This is a genomic window from Neptuniibacter sp. QD48_11 (genome assembly GCF_047778095.1).
GTDB lineage: Bacteria > Pseudomonadota > Gammaproteobacteria > Pseudomonadales > Balneatricaceae > Neptuniibacter.
The window spans coordinates 2,268,016-2,284,636 of sequence record NZ_CP180551.1; the positions used below are offsets into that span (position 1 = coordinate 2,268,016).

General features: G+C 43.2%; 20 protein-coding genes and 4 tRNA genes. 6 read left to right on the top strand and 18 right to left on the bottom strand.

Translation table 11 applies throughout. The features are described 5' to 3' along the window. Positions 1-23 precede the first annotated feature (23 nt). The 4 genes from ACMXYU_RS10355 to ACMXYU_RS10370 all read right to left on the bottom strand — a co-directional run bounded on the left by ACMXYU_RS10355 (position 24) and on the right by ACMXYU_RS10370 (position 432). Positions 24-99 (bottom strand) — tRNA-Val (locus tag ACMXYU_RS10355). Between the two features lie 34 nt (positions 100-133). Continuing rightward, a tRNA-Asp gene (locus ACMXYU_RS10360) sits at positions 134-210 on the bottom strand. Positions 211-245: 35 nt separating this feature from the next. Next, positions 246-321, bottom strand: a tRNA-Val gene (locus tag ACMXYU_RS10365). Between the two features lie 34 nt (positions 322-355). Next, positions 356-432 (bottom strand) — tRNA-Asp (locus ACMXYU_RS10370). 322 nt (positions 433-754) lie between these two features. On the opposite strand from ACMXYU_RS10370, the gene syd reads away from it, so the two are divergent. Continuing rightward, a complete protein-coding gene (gene syd / locus ACMXYU_RS10375) occupies positions 755-1,318 on the top strand; it encodes a SecY-interacting protein (RefSeq protein ID WP_415898583.1) in 564 nt (187 codons plus the stop codon). A gap of 6 nt (positions 1,319-1,324) precedes the next feature. Further along, positions 1,325-1,906, top strand: a complete 582-nt coding sequence (locus tag ACMXYU_RS10380; RefSeq protein ID WP_415898584.1) for a YajG family lipoprotein — start codon at positions 1,325-1,327, stop codon at positions 1,904-1,906. A 58-nt stretch (positions 1,907-1,964) separates the two neighbouring features. On the opposite strand, the gene ACMXYU_RS10385 is transcribed toward ACMXYU_RS10380, so the two are convergent. Together ACMXYU_RS10385 and msrB are read right to left on the bottom strand one after the other, a co-directional pair. Beyond that, on the bottom strand, positions 1,965-2,633 hold the full coding sequence (locus ACMXYU_RS10385) for a DNA-3-methyladenine glycosylase I (protein WP_415898585.1): 669 nt from the start codon (positions 2,631-2,633) through the stop codon (positions 1,965-1,967). Positions 2,634-2,641: 8 nt separating this feature from the next. After that, the gene (gene msrB, locus ACMXYU_RS10390; RefSeq protein WP_415898586.1) at positions 2,642-3,046 is read right to left on the bottom strand and encodes a peptide-methionine (R)-S-oxide reductase MsrB; all 405 of its coding nucleotides are present in this window, start codon (positions 3,044-3,046) and stop codon (positions 2,642-2,644) included. 176 nt (positions 3,047-3,222) lie between these two features. Between msrB and ACMXYU_RS10395 the strand changes: the two genes are divergently transcribed. From ACMXYU_RS10395 to ACMXYU_RS10405, 3 genes are all read left to right on the top strand, one after another. Beyond that, positions 3,223-4,437, top strand: coding sequence for a pyridoxal phosphate-dependent aminotransferase (locus ACMXYU_RS10395; RefSeq protein WP_415884148.1), 1,215 nt, complete (start codon positions 3,223-3,225; stop codon positions 4,435-4,437). Between the two features lie 109 nt (positions 4,438-4,546). Then, positions 4,547-4,918 carry a hypothetical protein gene (locus tag ACMXYU_RS10400; protein ID WP_415884147.1) on the top strand — a complete coding sequence of 124 codons (372 nt, stop codon included), beginning with the start codon at positions 4,547-4,549 and terminating at the stop codon, positions 4,916-4,918. A 163-nt stretch (positions 4,919-5,081) separates the two neighbouring features. Then, positions 5,082-5,915, top strand: coding sequence for an HDOD domain-containing protein (locus ACMXYU_RS10405; protein ID WP_415898587.1), 834 nt, complete (start codon positions 5,082-5,084; stop codon positions 5,913-5,915). A 58-nt stretch (positions 5,916-5,973) separates the two neighbouring features. On the opposite strand, the gene ACMXYU_RS10410 is transcribed toward ACMXYU_RS10405, so the two are convergent. Both ACMXYU_RS10410 and ACMXYU_RS10415 read right to left on the bottom strand, forming a co-directional pair. After that, entirely contained in the window at positions 5,974-6,465 is a 492-nt protein-coding gene (locus tag ACMXYU_RS10410; protein ID WP_415898588.1) for a hypothetical protein, read from the bottom strand. After that, complete coding sequence (locus ACMXYU_RS10415; protein WP_415898589.1) at positions 6,466-7,476, bottom strand: class I SAM-dependent methyltransferase; 1,011 nt, start codon at positions 7,474-7,476, stop codon at positions 6,466-6,468. Between the two features lie 48 nt (positions 7,477-7,524). Between ACMXYU_RS10415 and htpX the strand changes: the two genes are divergently transcribed. Continuing rightward, positions 7,525-8,418, top strand: a complete 894-nt coding sequence (gene htpX / locus ACMXYU_RS10420) for a protease HtpX (protein WP_415884143.1) — start codon at positions 7,525-7,527, stop codon at positions 8,416-8,418. A 37-nt stretch (positions 8,419-8,455) separates the two neighbouring features. Here the strand turns inward: htpX and ACMXYU_RS10425 are convergent, their stop codons facing one another. From ACMXYU_RS10425 to ACMXYU_RS10470, 10 genes are all read right to left on the bottom strand, one after another. Further along, on the bottom strand, positions 8,456-8,860 hold the full coding sequence (locus ACMXYU_RS10425; protein ID WP_415898590.1) for a hypothetical protein: 405 nt from the start codon (positions 8,858-8,860) through the stop codon (positions 8,456-8,458). Between the two features lie 2 nt (positions 8,861-8,862). Then, positions 8,863-9,675 carry an alpha/beta fold hydrolase gene (locus tag ACMXYU_RS10430; RefSeq protein WP_415898591.1) on the bottom strand — a complete coding sequence of 271 codons (813 nt, stop codon included), beginning with the start codon at positions 9,673-9,675 and terminating at the stop codon, positions 8,863-8,865. After that, complete coding sequence (locus ACMXYU_RS10435) at positions 9,662-11,299, bottom strand: ABC transporter transmembrane domain-containing protein (protein WP_415898592.1); 1,638 nt, start codon at positions 11,297-11,299, stop codon at positions 9,662-9,664. Before ACMXYU_RS10435 ends, ACMXYU_RS10430 begins: the two co-directional genes overlap by 14 nt. Continuing rightward, the gene (locus ACMXYU_RS10440; RefSeq protein WP_415898593.1) at positions 11,277-12,332 is read right to left on the bottom strand and encodes an AAA family ATPase; all 1,056 of its coding nucleotides are present in this window, start codon (positions 12,330-12,332) and stop codon (positions 11,277-11,279) included. The genes ACMXYU_RS10435 and ACMXYU_RS10440 overlap by 23 nt, the downstream gene beginning before the upstream one ends. An 8-nt stretch (positions 12,333-12,340) precedes the next feature. Then, positions 12,341-12,976: a hypothetical protein gene (locus ACMXYU_RS10445; protein WP_415898594.1), complete on the bottom strand. Its 636-nt coding sequence runs from the start codon at positions 12,974-12,976 to the stop codon at positions 12,341-12,343. 16 nt (positions 12,977-12,992) lie between these two features. Beyond that, positions 12,993-14,318: a sensor histidine kinase gene (locus tag ACMXYU_RS10450; RefSeq protein ID WP_415898595.1), complete on the bottom strand. Its 1,326-nt coding sequence runs from the start codon at positions 14,316-14,318 to the stop codon at positions 12,993-12,995. Between the two features lie 3 nt (positions 14,319-14,321). Further along, positions 14,322-14,981, bottom strand: coding sequence for a response regulator transcription factor (locus tag ACMXYU_RS10455; protein ID WP_415898596.1), 660 nt, complete (start codon positions 14,979-14,981; stop codon positions 14,322-14,324). A 4-nt stretch (positions 14,982-14,985) separates the two neighbouring features. Then, positions 14,986-15,285 (bottom strand): PepSY domain-containing protein, encoded by a 300-nt coding sequence (locus tag ACMXYU_RS10460; RefSeq protein ID WP_415898597.1) that lies wholly within the window; start codon positions 15,283-15,285, stop codon positions 14,986-14,988. 239 nt (positions 15,286-15,524) lie between these two features. Continuing rightward, positions 15,525-16,241: an LrgB family protein gene (locus ACMXYU_RS10465; RefSeq protein WP_415898598.1), complete on the bottom strand. Its 717-nt coding sequence runs from the start codon at positions 16,239-16,241 to the stop codon at positions 15,525-15,527. Further along, a complete protein-coding gene (locus tag ACMXYU_RS10470) occupies positions 16,234-16,584 on the bottom strand; it encodes a CidA/LrgA family protein (RefSeq protein WP_415898599.1) in 351 nt (116 codons plus the stop codon). Before ACMXYU_RS10470 ends, ACMXYU_RS10465 begins: the two co-directional genes overlap by 8 nt. Positions 16,585-16,621 lie beyond the last annotated feature (37 nt).

Here is a 16,621-nt window from a genome sequence, read left to right on the forward strand (position 1 = left end):
ACCGCGACCGGGGCTTTATTTAGTGGTGGGCGTGGAGAGGCTCGAACTCCCGACATTCGCCTTGTAAGGGCGACGCTCTCCCAACTGAGCTACACGCCCACTAAATAATCACTATCTAAGCTCTTAAAGATAGTGGCGGAACGGACGGGACTCGAACCCGCGACCCCCTGCGTGACAGGCAGGTATTCTAACCAACTGAACTACCGCTCCACATTGTCTCGTACCGCGACCGGGGCTTTATTTAGTGGTGGGCGTGGAGAGGCTCGAACTCCCGACATTCGCCTTGTAAGGGCGACGCTCTCCCAACTGAGCTACACGCCCACTAAATAATCACTATCTAAGCTCTTAAAGATAGTGGCGGAACGGACGGGACTCGAACCCGCGACCCCCTGCGTGACAGGCAGGTATTCTAACCAACTGAACTACCGCTCCACATTCCTCATCCGAGACAGTTACTTACTGCCCCAAACGGAGTGCGAATTTTACGGGTTTTGTTCCCCATGTCAAACGTTTAAACAAAAAAAATTTCATTCTTTTTGATTGCACATTCTTTGTACAAAATCAGTAAGTTAGAATAAATCAAAGCAAAACAGTATGTTCCATTAAACTGTTCAAAAATCATCCTACACATATCAACTTAATAACTACTCGCTTTTCCCAAGAAATACGATTCTCTTACTTATAAAGTTATTTCCACATCCTTGAATTAAGTTAGAATCGTTCACTGACCAGCAATTTATACAGAGAGTGTTATATGACAGCCTCCCCTACCGTTTCAGCTTTAGATAGTTTTATGGAGAAGCTTAATGCCATGCAGGCGCAGCACCCTCTCATCCGGTTCAATTCAGATTGGCCTTCAGAGTGCTACGCTACCCAAGCTAAAGATGGAGTTACGGTATCTTGGTGGCCAACTCTACAGACGACCCCAAGCGATATGTTTACTCGATTAGAGGAGGCTCTTGAAGAATCCATTCATCCAGACATTATCGATTACTACTGTCGCTATTGGTCAGATCCACTTCCAGCTAGCTGCAGTGATGGCGATCTCAGCCTGATACAAGTTTGGAATGATGAAGATATGGAGCGCTTACGCAGCAATCTAATTGGCCACGCACTTTCTAAACGTCAACAAAAAAGACCTTTGACCTTTTTTATTGCCTGCCCGGAACCAGATGAAGACTTCTTTATCAGTGTCGATAATTTTAGTGGAGAGGTCTGGTTAGAGCGCCCAGGCAAACCGCCTATCAGAAAGTTGGCTGACAACTTAGCCGACTTTCTTAATTCATTAACCCCCCGTCTAATTCCTGATACGGAGTAAGTTAAGTTGAAACAGATACGTTTATTAGTAACCGGATTACTAGCCATATTAGCCACTAGCACCTTAACCGGTTGCATGACATTTAATTCACAAACGCTAGACCTTCACCCGCAGATCCAAGTTTCCAGGGTCTTGAGTAAAGAGAAACGCGTAGAGATTATTCCGAAAGACTTAAGAGCAGATTCAGTCATTGGCTACCGCTATACAGGTAAAGCAGATGCGCCATCAATTGTTTTAAAAGATAGCCTTCATCTTCTACAGCATACGACTGAACACGCCTTGGAAGATATGGGCATCGTTCGCTTCTACGGCGGTGAATTTAATTTAACGATTAGCCTTATCGACCTTAATTACCGCGCTTCTGAATCAAAAATAAAACAGACCGTGAACTTAGATACCAAGTTAAAGGTAACGATAAGCAAAGATAACAAGAGCTACACCGGTACTTATACAGCAGATAAACAGCAGACTTTTGTTGGCGTACCTTCAGAGGAAGAAAACGAAAGGTTGGTAAATGATCTTTTTTCCAGCGTGATGAACCTAGCAATGAATGATCAACAACTAATAGATTTCATTCAGTTTAACTAATCGTTAGAAATTACAATAAAAAAGCCTGCTATCTATTAAGACGCAGGCTTTTTATTTTCTACCAACCAACGGTATGAGAGAGCAAACGGCTTATCTGACACATAGGCCTACCAGACTCTTCTCGCCATTGGTTAAAACAATTTTGAACGAGCTTCAAATCCCTTTTCGCCGTTGGCTTTTTCTCAATAACTCCTTGAGCTTTCAGTCCAGCAACAACATCATCGGTCAGAATAAAAGTATCTTTTCCGATCATTCTTAAAAAATAGCTACCTGAATTCCCACCTAATTGCTGACCTTGCTTTTTGAGCAATTCCCATAAGCCAATAATATCTTCAACCGGCCAATCAGCGACCATCTTCGCAAAACTTCCATGCTTGCTAGCAAGATCTGTGACCATCAAAGCATTCACTCGGGTTGCTTTAATCTTGCCCCAATGCCTGATCAACTGATCATTCTGCATTAGGTTTTCTAACTGTTCGTCACTCATCAAACTGACTTTTTCTGGATCAAATCCAAAAAATGCTTGTTCAAACGCGGGCCATTTAGAATCAACTAAAGAGTGCTTCAACCCTGCTCGAAACACCCTCTGCATCATGTTGCTAAATAATCGATCATCAGGTACTTGTACTAACTCTGACGGACTCTTAGCTAAAGGTAAGAGCGCTTCAATATCTTGATCTGGGTAATGAGCCTGAACATGCTCGTAAATCCATTGGAAGGATTTCATCTACTATTTCACTTTTTCACAAAATCTAAGGAAGCAGAATTCACGCAATATCTAAGACCGGTAGGTTGCGGCCCATCCGTAAATACGTGCCCCAAATGCGAATCACACGTTGCGCAAGTGATCTCTACACGCACCATGCCGTGAGTTGTATCACTGTGCTCTTCTAGAGCGCCATCTTCGACCGGCTGCCAAAAACTCGGCCAACCACTACCAGAATCGTATTTTTGCTCCGATGCAAACAATGGAGTGCCACAACAGATACAACGATACTCCCCACTTTGTTGGTTATTATAATACTCGCCAGTGAAAGCTCGCTCTGTACCTTTTTGACGACAGATACGATATTGCTCTGGGCTCAAACGATCTTGCCACTCTTGGTCTGAATGAACGACCTTTTGGTTTTTTTCAGCCATACAATCTCCCTGATAATAAAAAAGCCTGCAGTACGCCATTTCCCTAGGTTTCAACAAATAAAAGGCGTATGATTAGTCTCTTTTTTTTCTGAGGCTTATACCATACAACCTAGGTCTCTATGCATAGGACAACATCTAGCCGCAGAGATTCCCGGCTAGGTTTGCAGGACAATAAAATGCCAGTAATCCGTAAATCAAACAAGCTGATCAATGTGTGTTACGACATTCGCGGTCCAGTACTTCAGGAAGCTAAACGTCTTGAAGAGGAAGGACAACGAATCCTTAAATTAAACATTGGCAATCCCGCCCCATGGGGTTTCGACGCGCCTGAAGAGATCGTACAGGACGTTATTTTGAATCTACCCGCCTCCCAAGGCTACTGTGATTCAAAAGGCTTGTTTTCCGCCCGTAAAGCGGTGATGCAAGAGTGTCAGAAAAACGGAATTAAGAATGTAGGCATTGAAGATATCTACATTGGCAATGGCGTTTCAGAACTTATCGTTATGGCAATGCAAGGTCTGCTAAACGATACCGATGAGATGCTGATTCCTGCGCCTGACTACCCTCTTTGGACAGCTGCAGTAAGTCTGAGCGGCGGTAACCCAATCCATTACCGTTGTGATGAAGAGAAAGATTGGGCACCTGATATTGAAGATATGCGCAGTAAAATTACTGATCGCACAAAAGGTATCGTGGTTATCAACCCGAACAACCCAACGGGTGCTGTATATCCAAAGGCCGTGCTTGAACAGATCATAGAACTTGCCCGCGAGCATAATCTAATCATCTTCGCAGACGAAATTTATGACAAGATCTTATACGATGAAGCGGTACATACTCCACTAGCATCACTTGCTGATGACGTTCTGTGCATCTCCTTCAATGGCCTATCGAAATCTTATCGAGCAGCAGGTTTCCGCTCTGGCTGGATGATTGTTAGCGGACCTAAGCACAATGCCCGCGATTACATCGAAGGTCTAGAGATGCTTTCTAGCATGCGCCTTTGCTCAAACGTACCAACCCAACACGCCATTCAAACGGCTCTAGGTGGATACCAGAGCGTCAATGAATTGATTGTATCGGGCGGCCGACTTTACGAGCAGCGCAATCTAGCTTGGAAGATGCTTAACGAGATCCCAGGCGTAAGCTGTACAAAACCAGAAGGCGCGTTGTATCTGTTCGCGAAATTAGATCCAGAAGTTTATCCGATCAAGAATGACGAGAAGATGGCTTTGGATCTACTACTTCAACAGAAAGTCCTTATCGTTCAAGGCAGCGGCTTTAACATGCCGGATACTCAACATTTCCGGTTGGTATTCTTACCTCGTAAGGATGAGCTTCAGGACGCTATCGAAAGGATAGGCACCTTCCTCAAAACCTACGAGCAATAAACAGAACGGCCATCTTCGATGGCCGTTTTTTTTTAATCCCATTGTAATAAGACCATCCTAGACTAAGCTCTATATTGTGTATTCGCCTTTAGAGTAAATAGGATAATCAATGTTTATAAAGGTAAGAAAAAACTGCGGTATCTATATGGAACACAATGGCTTAGAACAGCGCCACCTTGTTCCTGTTACATCAAACTTTCTGATCAACTTAAATCACGTCGCAGAAGTCTCTTTCTATACAATCAAAGAGTCTAAAATCCGTTACGACCTCGAACATCATGAGGTCACCATACCTCCTCATACCCGTGTTATTCACGTGCAAATGAACTACCTATATGGTTCTTACAAAGAGACCGTTAACGACAAAAAAGGCCGTTTGGTCGACCGTTGTTACTACAAACTCTATTTTATGCCAGAAGAGATGGGACAATATGAAGGCATCCGATCTCAGATCGAAGGGCTTGTCCTAAACGAAGATTAGTTGATTAAAAAGCGGCCACCAGCCGCTTTTTTTTGCCTAATAATCAAAAACTTCTTGCAAAAAACATCATAGAACTCTAATTATCTATTTAGAGCTTTTTGTTGATACGGGTATTGGTGCGCAGAAAGCTCAATAACAAGAATCTGATCTCTAAGGAGTGCATATGGAGATTCGCGAACTACTTGAGCAAACAGACAAACTGCCCAATGTTCCTGAAGTCGTAAGACAGCTTATTCAACAACTAAATAATCCTGCTGCAGACTATGGCGAAATTGCTGAAAAAGTAGCACAAGACCAAACCCTCTCTCTTAAAATTCTACGCTTAGTAAACTCCGCTCATTTCGGCTTGAGCCGTAAAGTATCTTCAATCGATGAAGCTGTTGTAATGCTGGGCATGGTCCGCCTAAAAACGCTGGTAATCGCATCAGGTATCGCGGGCTCCGTTAAAGAAATCGAAGGCTTAGACCTTAAAAAATTCTGGAGTGAATCATTCCGAGTGGCAGCACTATCTAAATGGTTTGCCGAACGCGATACCGAAGTTGATCCTGATATCGCCTTTACTGCTGGTTTGATTCACAACATTGGGCGCTTATTGCTACATCTTTCCCAGCCAATGCGTGCACAAGCGATCCAAACACTTATCGATGAATCCAACTGCAACTGCAGCCGAAGCGATGCAGAGATGGAGCGTCTTGGCTTTACTTCACCTGAAGCAGGCCAAGCTCTATTAGATATGTGGAGTTTCCCAGCAGAGTTAGGCATTGCTGTTCGTCAACACAAACAGCCTACCTCTTTTGAAGAGCCATCATCACTGGCTGCTGTGGTAAATCTAGCTTGCGTTGTGAATTCAGCGATCCGCAACAAAGAAAATCTAGAATCACTGCAGGGTAACTTCCCTCAAGATGTAGCTACGCTAGCAGGTGTATCTGCTGATACATTTGGTGATCTAGAGGAAGCGCTCAACCTTGATTCAGGTTTGGATGGGCTAGCTGACTAACTTCAGCTTTAGCCATTAAAAAAGGCAGCCTAAGCTGCCTTTTTTAATTCTATTACTGCTAAACCGCTTCGGTTCCGGTTGCGGTAACGGCTTTGATACAAGAGATAATATCTCTTACATCTTGCAATGCTCGATGACGTCGAAATTGCGCTTTCGCTAAGAAGCCAAACTGAATAAGCTGTTCTTTACTTAAAATTCGATCTAACCCCGCCATCCGGAAGCTTGGCTGGATACCGGTCGCTTCAAATAAGCGCGTTAACCAAAACAGATCAAACTCAAATGCATCGCTAATCAGCGTTTTACCTTTAAGCTTTTCATTTAAGCGAGAACAGGCTTGTTTGATATCAAGCCCTTTGCTGACGGCCTCATCACGATCAATCCCGTGTACCTCTTCAGCATGCTCATCCCAATATCGCCAACCTGCAGCAGAATCTGGATTAATCAGAAAGTTATCTTGCTCGCCCGTCTCATCATTGATCCAAGCGATTTCGATAGGATAGGACTCAGCACCTAACCCGCTTGCTTCCAAATCAATACAAATTAACTCCACTCACTTCTCCCTTACGTATAACAACACTTTAAGGCTTTTTTCGGGTTCAGCTTCCGGAAAATCTTCCGGATTATTTAAACGTTCAACAAACTTAAAATCAGGGCACTCTTCCAACATCAAATTCTTTAAAAACTCAGTGCCGTTTTTCGGGTCGTTATGACAGGCCAGAACTTGGCCACCTTCTTTAGTTAATTCGTTCAATCGACGAATAACTTTACGATAATCTTTTTCAGCAACAAAACTTCCTGGCTGGAAACTTGGCGGGTCGATTACAATCAAATCGTAAGGACCGTATTGCCTCACGCGCTTCCAAGACCTAAATAGATCGTACGCCAAAAATTTAACCCGGTCTCCTTCTAAACCATTTAAAAGGTGATTTTCCCGCCCCGTATTAATCGCGCCTCGGGACATATCTACATTCACCACCTGCTCAGCACCACCAGCAAGGGCTGCAACCGAAAAAGCGCAGGTATATGAAAATAAGTTTAGCACGCGCTTACCGCCCGCATTGTGCATCACCCATCTACGCCCTTCACGCATATCCAAAAATAAACCGCTATTTTGGTTGCGTTGGGGTTTGACCTGATAAAACAGGCCAAGTTCCATCGTATTCATCTGCTCAGGCACTGAGCCCCACGCAACATTTTGCTGGGCTTCTTTACCCCGAGAACGCTGCTGAATCACTAAGCCTTCGATTTCATCTACACTCTTGAGGGTGTCGCTTAATTCAGCAACCCACTCAGGTTCAACTTCTTTGTACAACCGAGCTACGGCATAAGGAGGAAACCAGTCAATTACCAGATGCTCAAACCCCGGAAAACAGTGCCCACGCCCATGAAAAATCCTGCGCGATTCACCCATCGCTAATGGTATTTGCTGCTTTACGACTGTTAAGACTTGCTGCATCTGAAATCCTGTATCCAAAGGGTCATAAAAAGGGGCTAAATTATAGGCTCGGGCGTAAATGGACACCAGCAATAACAGGACAAATAGACTTGAAACTTTTATCATTCACCCCTATCTAAGCAATGAGCTTAAACAATAGGAAATCTTTCACTTATGATGCGTATCGGCTTATTTCTATTAACTAACATCGCTGTGCTAATCGTTGCCAGCATTACCCTTAATCTACTGGGTGTTGACCACTATGTTTCCGGTGCTGGCCTTAATATGACCAGTTTGCTGATCTTCTGTGCTGTCTTCGGTTTTGCAGGTTCATTCATCTCGCTATTCCTATCTAAGAAAATGGCGAAAATGACAACAGGCACAGAGATCATTACCCAAGCACGTAACTCTGATGAACAATGGCTTTTAGATACTGTTGCTGAGCTTTCGGAAAAAGCGGGTATTAAAATGCCTGAGGTCGGCATTTTTCCTGCTCAACAAGCAAACGCATTTGCAACGGGCTGGAACAAGAATGACGCATTAGTTGCTGTTAGCTTAGGTCTGTTGCAGCGCTTCCAGAAAGAGGAAGTAAAGGCTGTAATGGCCCATGAGATTGGCCATGTAGCTAATGGTGATATGGTTACAATGAGCTTAGTTCAAGGCGTTATAAATACTTTTGTAATGTTCTTTGCTCGCATTGCAGGCTACGCAGTAGATAGCTTCCTTAAAAGTAACGATGAAGAAAGCCAGCCAGGTACTGGTATTGGTTACTTCATTACTGTAATTGTCTTCGAGATCATTTTTGGAATTTTGGCTTCGTTTGTTGTTTCTTGGTTCTCTCGTTACCGCGAGTTCAGAGCAGATGAAGCAGGAGCAGACCTATCTAGTAACCATGCGATGATCGGCGCACTGCAACGTTTGAAAGCTGAATATGAAATGCCAGATCAGATGCCTGGCCAGCTAACTGCCTTTGGTATTAGCAGTCATATGAAGTCTGGCCTGATGGAATTGATGTCTAGCCACCCTCCGCTTGATAAGCGTATTGAAGCGCTTCAGAAGCGAGGCTAAGCATAAAAAAATCCCCGGCAAGCCGGGGATTTTTTTATTACAGCGTATTTCCATCGATAAACTGTCTATACCGAATAACCTTCTCTAACTGCCCTGCATCGCTCAATCTATATTTATAGATCTTATCACCTTCTCGATAGATGCCTCGGCAACGAAACTCTTTACCTTCCATGCTTAAACAGATTTCATCTTTGTTATTTACTTTCCAGATGCCCTTTCTTTCTTCCCAGTATCGCTCTTGCTGAATCTGCCCATTTGCAGCGTAGTACGTGAAACTGCTACTACCAGATATAACATTGAAGGATTCAACAGTCTTTCCTACAAACAATGCCTTTATTTCTGATCCACTCAAGCGAGTTAAAGGACCATCGCTAGGCTTAACCTGACAACCCACCAGCATAACTATTGCACTCACCCCAAGTATTGTTTTCAAAGTTGTCATCTTTATCTCCGATTACATTCCGACCAAAACCGGTCAATACAAGTCTTTAATCCACTAGCAAAAAAACTACCCGCAAAGTCATGTCCCTGCTCGGGTAAGACACAAAGTCGTGGGTTACTTACATCTAATAATTGGCCTTTCAATTCAGCCAATTCTTTAAACCAAGTGTGAGCACGCTCAAGCCGATTCATTCCTTGTGCTTTATCTACACGCGCCCCAGTCCTTAAACTTTTATCACGCACCGTATCCTGCTCCCCTACGGCCACCATTAAAGGCAGTGCTAGCATTCGGTCTAATTGCGCTTTCCCCATCCATTTGGGTATGTCTCTTAACCCATAAGGGTAGGTATCCTCATGATTAGGGATGGTGTACCAACCTGCACTACATATCACCAGCGAGGCTATTTTGTTTGGGTGGAAAAGTGCATATCGGTGCGCAAACTGTGCGCCACCCGAATATCCACACAATTTAATTTTAAATTCCGGCAACCCCACATGCTTTCTAAATGCGATCAGAAGCGTATTCAACGCAATATCAGCTCGAGGCATATAAGGGCCTTTAGATAACTTCTGATATTGTGGAAAAACTCCTTTCTCAAATTCAGGCACCACTAACCAACAGCCAAATTTATCAGCAAGGGTTCTAAAAGCTTCCAACTGATCCTCGTACTGCCGGGAAATTCCATGCACCGCAACAATGACCTGAGTATCATCCTTCAGCTGTTTTGGACGATATAACCTCGCAGGCAATGATTTAACTGACGGGTAAATACAACGAACAGCAGCGCCTGGAACAGGTATTTCAAGCAAGCTCATGATTCATCCCTCTTGGAAATTCAACAACATTGCTAGGTTTAGCATCGTCACTTGCTGAAACTTTAATCTCACCATTAGTCAGAGCTATTAACTCCTCCAGCTCCTCGGCAATAACAATAGCTCCATCAAAGCGATTGAACACATCCACCAACATGTTTCTAATATCAGGGCTTTTTAACGCAACATCAGAATCGATAAGCAATAGTTTTGGGCGCCTTAGCAAAGCTCTTGCAAGTTGAACCCTAAACCTTAAATTGCTGGGTAAATTTGCCCCTCTTTCAGCAATTTTTAATTCGCTTCCTTCATCAGAGCAATACCCCTGCAAACCGGTTGTTGCAAGAACCTGCTCGGTAAACTCTTCTGACCTTTTCCTTGCACCATAGAAAAGGTTACTACTTAGCGTTCCTTTCAGTAGAGGAAGCTCTGGACTTACAAGTGAGACTGTTTGAGCCCAGATGGATGGATGAATCGCTGAACTCCTTCGGCCACAAAATCTGAGTTTCCCATTCGTAATAGGAGCAAGTCCTGCTAAAGCCTCCATGAATGAGCTCTTGCCCGCTCCTTGATCACCTCGTAACAACAAGCGGTCTTGTTCACTAATTACAAAAGAGATTGGGCTGAAACGCTGCTTAACGGCCATACCTTTTGACTCAACTTTAAAAGCCTTTTTAGGCAATCGACGTTTACTCTGCTGACCTACGATATCGCGCTGCAAAAACGTACCTAACTTATCTTCTGATACCTTTTTTAAGGTCCACAGCTCATACAAGCGGCTAAGCCTTCTAAGCTGATTAACTAAATACAAAGACGCTACTAGCAACACAGGAATATAAGTTTCTGCAATAAGCCCTGCCTGACTAAGATTTAACCCCTGCATCACGATAACAAGCACAGATATAAGTAGAATTGCTTCGTTAAAGCCTCTGATAAGAGAAGACGCATGAGCTTTACGCATCTGACGTGTTTTTAATCGATCAGCACTACGAGAAAACTTACGCTGCTCTTTTCCTGATTGGTTAAACAACCTGATTAATTTAAAGAGGGCTAATCGCTCATTAGTCGCATTTATTAAACGCCCTCTTTCACGCCTAACACACACCGTCGAATAATATAAGCCCTTACCTAAATAAAAATTCCCTAAGACAGCAAAAGCCAACGGTATAAAAGCTGTTACTAACAAAGTCCAATGAATCTGACTGAGCGCGATAAATGCAGCTAATAACCAAATTCCCAATACAAGCAATGGAGCAATACCTTGCACCATCCAATTGCGAATAGGCGTCATATCCCCAGTCAACCGCAATAAAGTACCGCCTCTGTTAAGAGCTTCATCACTCACGGGTAGTGCCAAAGTGTGTTTATAAACTGTATTTCGTAACTCACAGATATAAGCTTGAGCCATACGTTCAGCGAAATAACGTTCACAATATCTGGCCGCCGCTAATCCGAAAATTGCAGCTAACACAATTGATGTAATACCCAGATCAAAAGAAAACTGCTCGTGGCCCAACTGATCCTTAGCTAAGGTCATTAAGCCTAGGAAACAGGCAGTCTGTATCAATCCAATTAGGATCAAACCACCTATTCCCTTCCAACGTTGTTTAGATAGCATAGGAGGTAACATAACTATGATCCCTCTCCAAACTAGCCATCAATGCCTTCGCTGTGCTCACTTTACGCAAAGCATCCAAGCTATAAATAGGCAAACCAAGGCTATCTTGTACTTCATCCGCACATAATTCTGCACGTGTGAATAAACCACCTAAGCCATAAATTGGAAATCCAGCTTCAATCATTTTTTCAGCACAAAATGCGGCAGCGGTTGAGCTATCTGCAGCGACCATAGAAGCACTGACTTCCTTAAGTAAACGGCCATTCGCTATAAGTGCTTTATTTTGTGGCTGTAAAACCCCATCAGCTAATTCAACAACCAAAAGATCCGCATCAGCTTGAACCGCATCCATTTTTAATCTTTGAAGCAACTGAACTAACTTTGTTTCACTTAGATTAACTGTGGTTGGGTAACCCGCATCAAGGAAATCTTTCACTTGAAAAGCCCCAGCATCAACCATTTTCCAATAGTCAGGCCCTGACCCTGTACCCGTTAACTTCGCAGCTGCGGCTTTATAACCGGCTTTGGTAAAGCCATTAATTAAAGAAGATGCCATTGAGGTTTTACCACTGTTCATATCACTGCCGACCACCAACAAAACAGGCATTTCATTAGCCGATGGATGCAGATAAGCATCTTTAAGCGTACTGTAGTTCTCTAAGTTAATTTTCTGCCCTTGGCTATTAACTAACACCCCTAAAACGGTAATTTCAGTCGCGGCTTTCACCTGAGCGCTTTTACTAATTACATCTCCGGCAATACCACCGGCAGCAACGAGTTGAGTTTTACCTAACTGTTCCGGAGACTTGGCATAAAACTGATCCGTAGCATAACGATCACCCGCAGCGACAATAATAAGATCATCCACAAAAAGGTGCTCACGGCGTCCATAAGGGTTTTCAATCCGGGTGTGCTGACGAATACGGTCCACTCTCGCTAATAACAGATCTCCTGTCTCAGGCAACAGTTCCGCAACGTCAGTAACATCATCAAAGTTAACGTTACGCGTGATATAGCTTCTTTTAACACGATTCAGATCAATCATTGTTCACCTCACTTTTGTTTACGTAGTTTGTAAACAATTCGGGATATTCTCTTTGCTGTCGCTCTTTCTGGTGTTAACAGGGCTTCCAATTCCACTCGCTTCGTTTTTCCAGAGCGGCCTCTCACTTTACGCTCTACAACCAGACCTAATTCAGGAGCGTATTCAATATCATGAGTTTCCCTGACCTTGGCAATCACCTCTTTCCAAAATACCGAGCGTGCACAGTTATACTTGTTGGTTTTGTATTTTTTCTTTTTCAGCTTGAAGCGACCTTCACCTTGATAAGTACAACGCCAATGACGAATGGAATTGCCTGATTTAGAGCTTTGACGAGTCATTTCAAACTGAGCTGCATCAGCTTTTCCAAACGGGATCAAAGTTTCAGGCGATCCGAACTTCAATGTATGCGAATAGCCTTGAGTGCGATCCGGATACTTTTGATAACTCAAAACAGGTACAACAGGATGAATTGATCGCTTATATAAGCGCTTTCTCTGGTCTTCCCAAACCTCCCAACCAGTGCCTTTTTCTATAAGCTTCTCTACTTTTCCATCACTGTAGATAGCCACAGTGCCAATATCATTACTGGCAGCGATGGTTCCGGCGTACCCTACAAAAAACATTGCCATCAATGCTCGTTTCATCACCCTTAACCCCTAATCAAAGCTTCTTAACTAGCTCAACTTTTACTCGTAAACCACCTAACTCACTGGCTGATAGAGTTAGACTTCCTTCATAAACTCGTGCGATCGACTCACAGATAGACAACCCTAGGCCGTGACCAGGCAAATGTTCGTTTTCATCAACCCTGACTCCGCGCTTATTTGCCTGTTCGATCTTACTTTCACTAATACCTTCACCATCATCGTCTATATAAAAGAACCAATGATTACCATCCGTCTCTACTGTAATTCGTACTTCTGACTGCGAATACTTCCATGCGTTATCTAGTAAATTTCCTAACAGCTCCAACATGTCGTCTCTATCAAAAGGCAGCTTGTCATGCTCACTGTTTACGGATAAAGCCAGCTTCCTGTCATGAATCTGGTTCAGCAGGACTTCTAAGTGAGGTAGTTCTTCTGCAAACGAAAACAGATAGCCCGGCATTGGCGCACCAGATATACGCGCACGTCTCAATTCAGAATCAATTCGGCGATGTAATTGCTCAATGCTCTTATCTATGGCTTTTCGCTGCGCAGTATCAGTCAACATTGATGCATGTATCTTTAATTCTTGTAGAGGCTTCTTAAGTTCGTGCGCTAAATTACCCAACGCCATACGTGAACGAGACAACTGTTCTTCTGAGCCTGACACCAATTTCCGAATAGACTCAACCAACCCAGATATCTCTTGCGGGACATCTTCAGGGAAGCTCAGTTCACCGGTATTTTTATTGTTTTCAATCGCCTCCTGAACGGGAGCTAGGCGATTAAAACCCGTCCGAATGACATAGCGCTGCCATAGAACAAAGCCAAAAATAGATAAACCGGCGACAGCTACCAAGATCCACTCATAGAACCGCTGTTTCTGTTCAATCAAGGTGATATCTTCAGCCACCCACAAACTGAAGGTTTGGCCTTTTTTGGTGAACGCTTCTTGATAGACCAACCACCTTTCACCCGCATTCTCGAAATATTGATATTCTTCTGTATCACCGGAAGAAAAAGCCGAAACATCAATTACGGTATCCCACAAAGATCGAGAACGGATTTGCTCTTTGTTCCAGCTTAAAATGAAGTAATGGCCTGAGCGGACACGCTGGTAAACAGTCGGTAAATATTTCTCATCGACCTGCCAAGTAGAATCTTTTTTATCAATAGATGTAATCAAGCTTTCTGCATCTTGCTTAAGACGACTGACCACCAAATCATCTACAAGAATGTGAACACTGCGATCAATAATAAAAACCAAGACCATTAATAGCGGCAAGACCACCAGTAATAATCGGTTTCGGATACGCTGCTCTAATGAGATCATTCGAGTCATGGCTTAGCCCTTTAACCTGTAACCTTGACCACGAAGGGTCTCGATAATCCCTTTGCCAAAACGCTGTCTGAGTCTATTTACATAAACCTCGATAACGTTACTGTCTCGCATCTGCTCTTCTTCATAGACATGCTCGCTAAGGTGGGCTTTTGAAAATACCTTTCCAGGATTCAACATCAGGTATCTAAGTAACCGAAACTCTATCCCCGTAAGCTGAATAGAATTCCCATCCTTATCCTGCACTTGCTGCGTATCTGGATCCAAAGACAAACCGCACACCGAAATAACTTGAGATGCTCTGCCGAAATAGCGTCGAATCAACGCCTCTAAACGCGCTAACAATTCTTCAGCGTGATACGGCTTACCCAAATAATCATCTGCACCTGCTTTAAGGCCATCAACGCGCTCCTGCCAGCTATCTCGAGCGGTTAACACTAACACCGGTGTCATATCACCCATAGCACGCATCTGTTGAAGAACCTCTAAGCCCGAACACTTGGGCAAACCCAGATCCAAAACAATCGCATCGAATGATTCCTCTTTAATTCGAAACAACGCATCTTCACCGTCATAGGATTCTTCAACCGCATAACCACTTCGTTTTAAAACCGGCTTTAAGGCTTCAACTTGTGCGATTTCATCTTCAACTAATAAAATCTTCATAGCCCTACTCTTCAAACTGCTCTTGGAGGAACAAACCGGTTACTGCATCAATCTCAAACTCCACTACAGAGTTACTTTTATTGATAACTTCCACCGAATACACATAACTGTCCTCACCTTCGCGGCTGAGGGATAGATCCAATAATCTTGCGTCACTAATCTCTGGATGGAGCGATAAGATCTCTTCAAGAGGCATTACTTTTCCATCTTTCACTAGCTTTAATACTTCATCCGCACTTAGCTCTTGAGCTTGTGCTAAAGGTGCTACAAGCACGGACAGTAATAAAATAATTCGTATCAACATTCAGTCGGTCCGATCAAAATCTACGCTAGTTTTATTGGCAGTATAAACAAGCTTTCTTAAATCAAACTTAAAAAACCGGCAGATTTGTTAAGGAAATAGAGCCTTTTGATTATAGTCACAATTTTTACAATAAAATCATAAAGTTATACCTTTAAAAATCTTTATAAAATCGTCTAAAACTACCTAAAACATAAAAAAACCGGCAAGTGCCGGTTTAAGAAAGGTTCGTTATTTTAAAATTAGTAGGGCCAGACAAAAGGCAAAAATATTGCGGTAAAAATACCGGTTAATCCCATACCCAGAGATGAGAATGCTCCGGCAACAGGGCTGATTTCAAAAGCCCTAATAGTGCCAACGGCATGACCGTTAATGCCCAACACTAGGCCAACTAAACGCTCATCAGTGACGTTTAATCTTGAAGCTAATAGATCAACGAAAAATACAGCAAACACGCCTGTCGCTAATAACCCACCCATCATTAATGATACAGAACCACCCAGCTGCTCCGTTAAACCTATAGCTATTGGCGCCGTAACTGATTTTGGTGCAATTGAAGCCAGCACCTGATCACTAGAATCTAAGCTGAAAGCAATTAAGACGGCATAAACCACAGCTAAGCTTGCGGATATAGGTACCGTTAACAAAATTTGTCGCCATGCAGCTCGGATATGATGGCTCTGTTGATACAGGGGCACACCTAAAGCGACCGTAGTTGGTGCAATAAGTACAGATAACCATTTTGCCCCTGAGTAGTACTCTTCGTAACTAATCGATAATCCAAATAGAAACAGCGCCAAGAATGAAGCCGCTAATAACATTGCCGGACACCAAACGGGCTTTCCCATTTTATTGAAGAAATATCCGCCCAAAACAAAGGAAAACAACGTAAGTCCGATTGCAAATAAAGGCGTTTCAAGGAAGTGCGGTATCAGGCTTGATAGTGAATTTTCAGTCATCTTGGCTTTGCTCCAATCGACCAAATTTCACTAATAGCAAAGATGTCAAAACACTCAGTAAGGTCCCCACACCTAATGCCAAACCAAGATTTAACCATTCACCTTTAAACTGCTCTCCTAAAAAGAACACACCAACAACACCAGGAACGACAAAAAGAACCAGAGCGGAGATCAGTTGCTGACTTGCTGTTGCAAGTTCATCACTTACGGAGCCTCTGATCATTAACCATAGGGTGATGAGCAACATACCGATTGCAGCGCCATGAACAGGTAACTGCAGCAGATAGCTGATTGCTTCCCCCAATATGAGGAAAGCAAACAAAATAAACATACCTAAAATCATAAAGATAGCCTGAAAGGGAATGCGCTGGCTGCTTAGA

Excerpts from the sequence above, each read along its gene's own strand:
- ACMXYU_RS10455 (WP_415898596.1), bottom strand. The coding sequence starts at position 14,981 with ATGAAGATTTTATTAGTTGAAGATGAAATCGCACAAGTTGAAGCCTTA.
- ACMXYU_RS10435 (WP_415898592.1), bottom strand. The coding sequence starts at position 11,299 with ATGTTACCTCCTATGCTATCTAAACAACGTTGGAAGGGAATAGGTGGT.
- ACMXYU_RS10440 (WP_415898593.1), bottom strand. The coding sequence starts at position 12,332 with ATGATTGATCTGAATCGTGTTAAAAGAAGCTATATCACGCGTAACGTT.
- ACMXYU_RS10425 (WP_415898590.1), bottom strand. The coding sequence starts at position 8,860 with ATGACAACTTTGAAAACAATACTTGGGGTGAGTGCAATAGTTATGCTG.
- ACMXYU_RS10450 (WP_415898595.1), bottom strand. The coding sequence starts at position 14,318 with ATGACTCGAATGATCTCATTAGAGCAGCGTATCCGAAACCGATTATTA.
- ACMXYU_RS10395 (WP_415884148.1), top strand. The coding sequence starts at position 3,223 with ATGCCAGTAATCCGTAAATCAAACAAGCTGATCAATGTGTGTTACGAC.
- ACMXYU_RS10445 (WP_415898594.1), bottom strand. The coding sequence starts at position 12,976 with ATGAAACGAGCATTGATGGCAATGTTTTTTGTAGGGTACGCCGGAACC.
- ACMXYU_RS10430 (WP_415898591.1), bottom strand. The coding sequence starts at position 9,675 with ATGAGCTTGCTTGAAATACCTGTTCCAGGCGCTGCTGTTCGTTGTATT.
- htpX (WP_415884143.1), top strand. The coding sequence starts at position 7,525 with ATGATGCGTATCGGCTTATTTCTATTAACTAACATCGCTGTGCTAATC.
- syd (WP_415898583.1), top strand. The coding sequence starts at position 755 with ATGACAGCCTCCCCTACCGTTTCAGCTTTAGATAGTTTTATGGAGAAG.
- ACMXYU_RS10405 (WP_415898587.1), top strand. The coding sequence starts at position 5,082 with ATGGAGATTCGCGAACTACTTGAGCAAACAGACAAACTGCCCAATGTT.
- msrB (WP_415898586.1), bottom strand. The coding sequence starts at position 3,046 with ATGGCTGAAAAAAACCAAAAGGTCGTTCATTCAGACCAAGAGTGGCAA.
- ACMXYU_RS10385 (WP_415898585.1), bottom strand. The coding sequence starts at position 2,633 with ATGAAATCCTTCCAATGGATTTACGAGCATGTTCAGGCTCATTACCCA.
- ACMXYU_RS10460 (WP_415898597.1), bottom strand. The coding sequence starts at position 15,285 with ATGTTGATACGAATTATTTTATTACTGTCCGTGCTTGTAGCACCTTTA.
- ACMXYU_RS10470 (WP_415898599.1), bottom strand. The coding sequence starts at position 16,584 with ATGATTTTAGGTATGTTTATTTTGTTTGCTTTCCTCATATTGGGGGAA.
- ACMXYU_RS10400 (WP_415884147.1), top strand. The coding sequence starts at position 4,547 with ATGTTTATAAAGGTAAGAAAAAACTGCGGTATCTATATGGAACACAAT.
- ACMXYU_RS10415 (WP_415898589.1), bottom strand. The coding sequence starts at position 7,476 with ATGATAAAAGTTTCAAGTCTATTTGTCCTGTTATTGCTGGTGTCCATT.
- ACMXYU_RS10465 (WP_415898598.1), bottom strand. The coding sequence starts at position 16,241 with ATGACTGAAAATTCACTATCAAGCCTGATACCGCACTTCCTTGAAACG.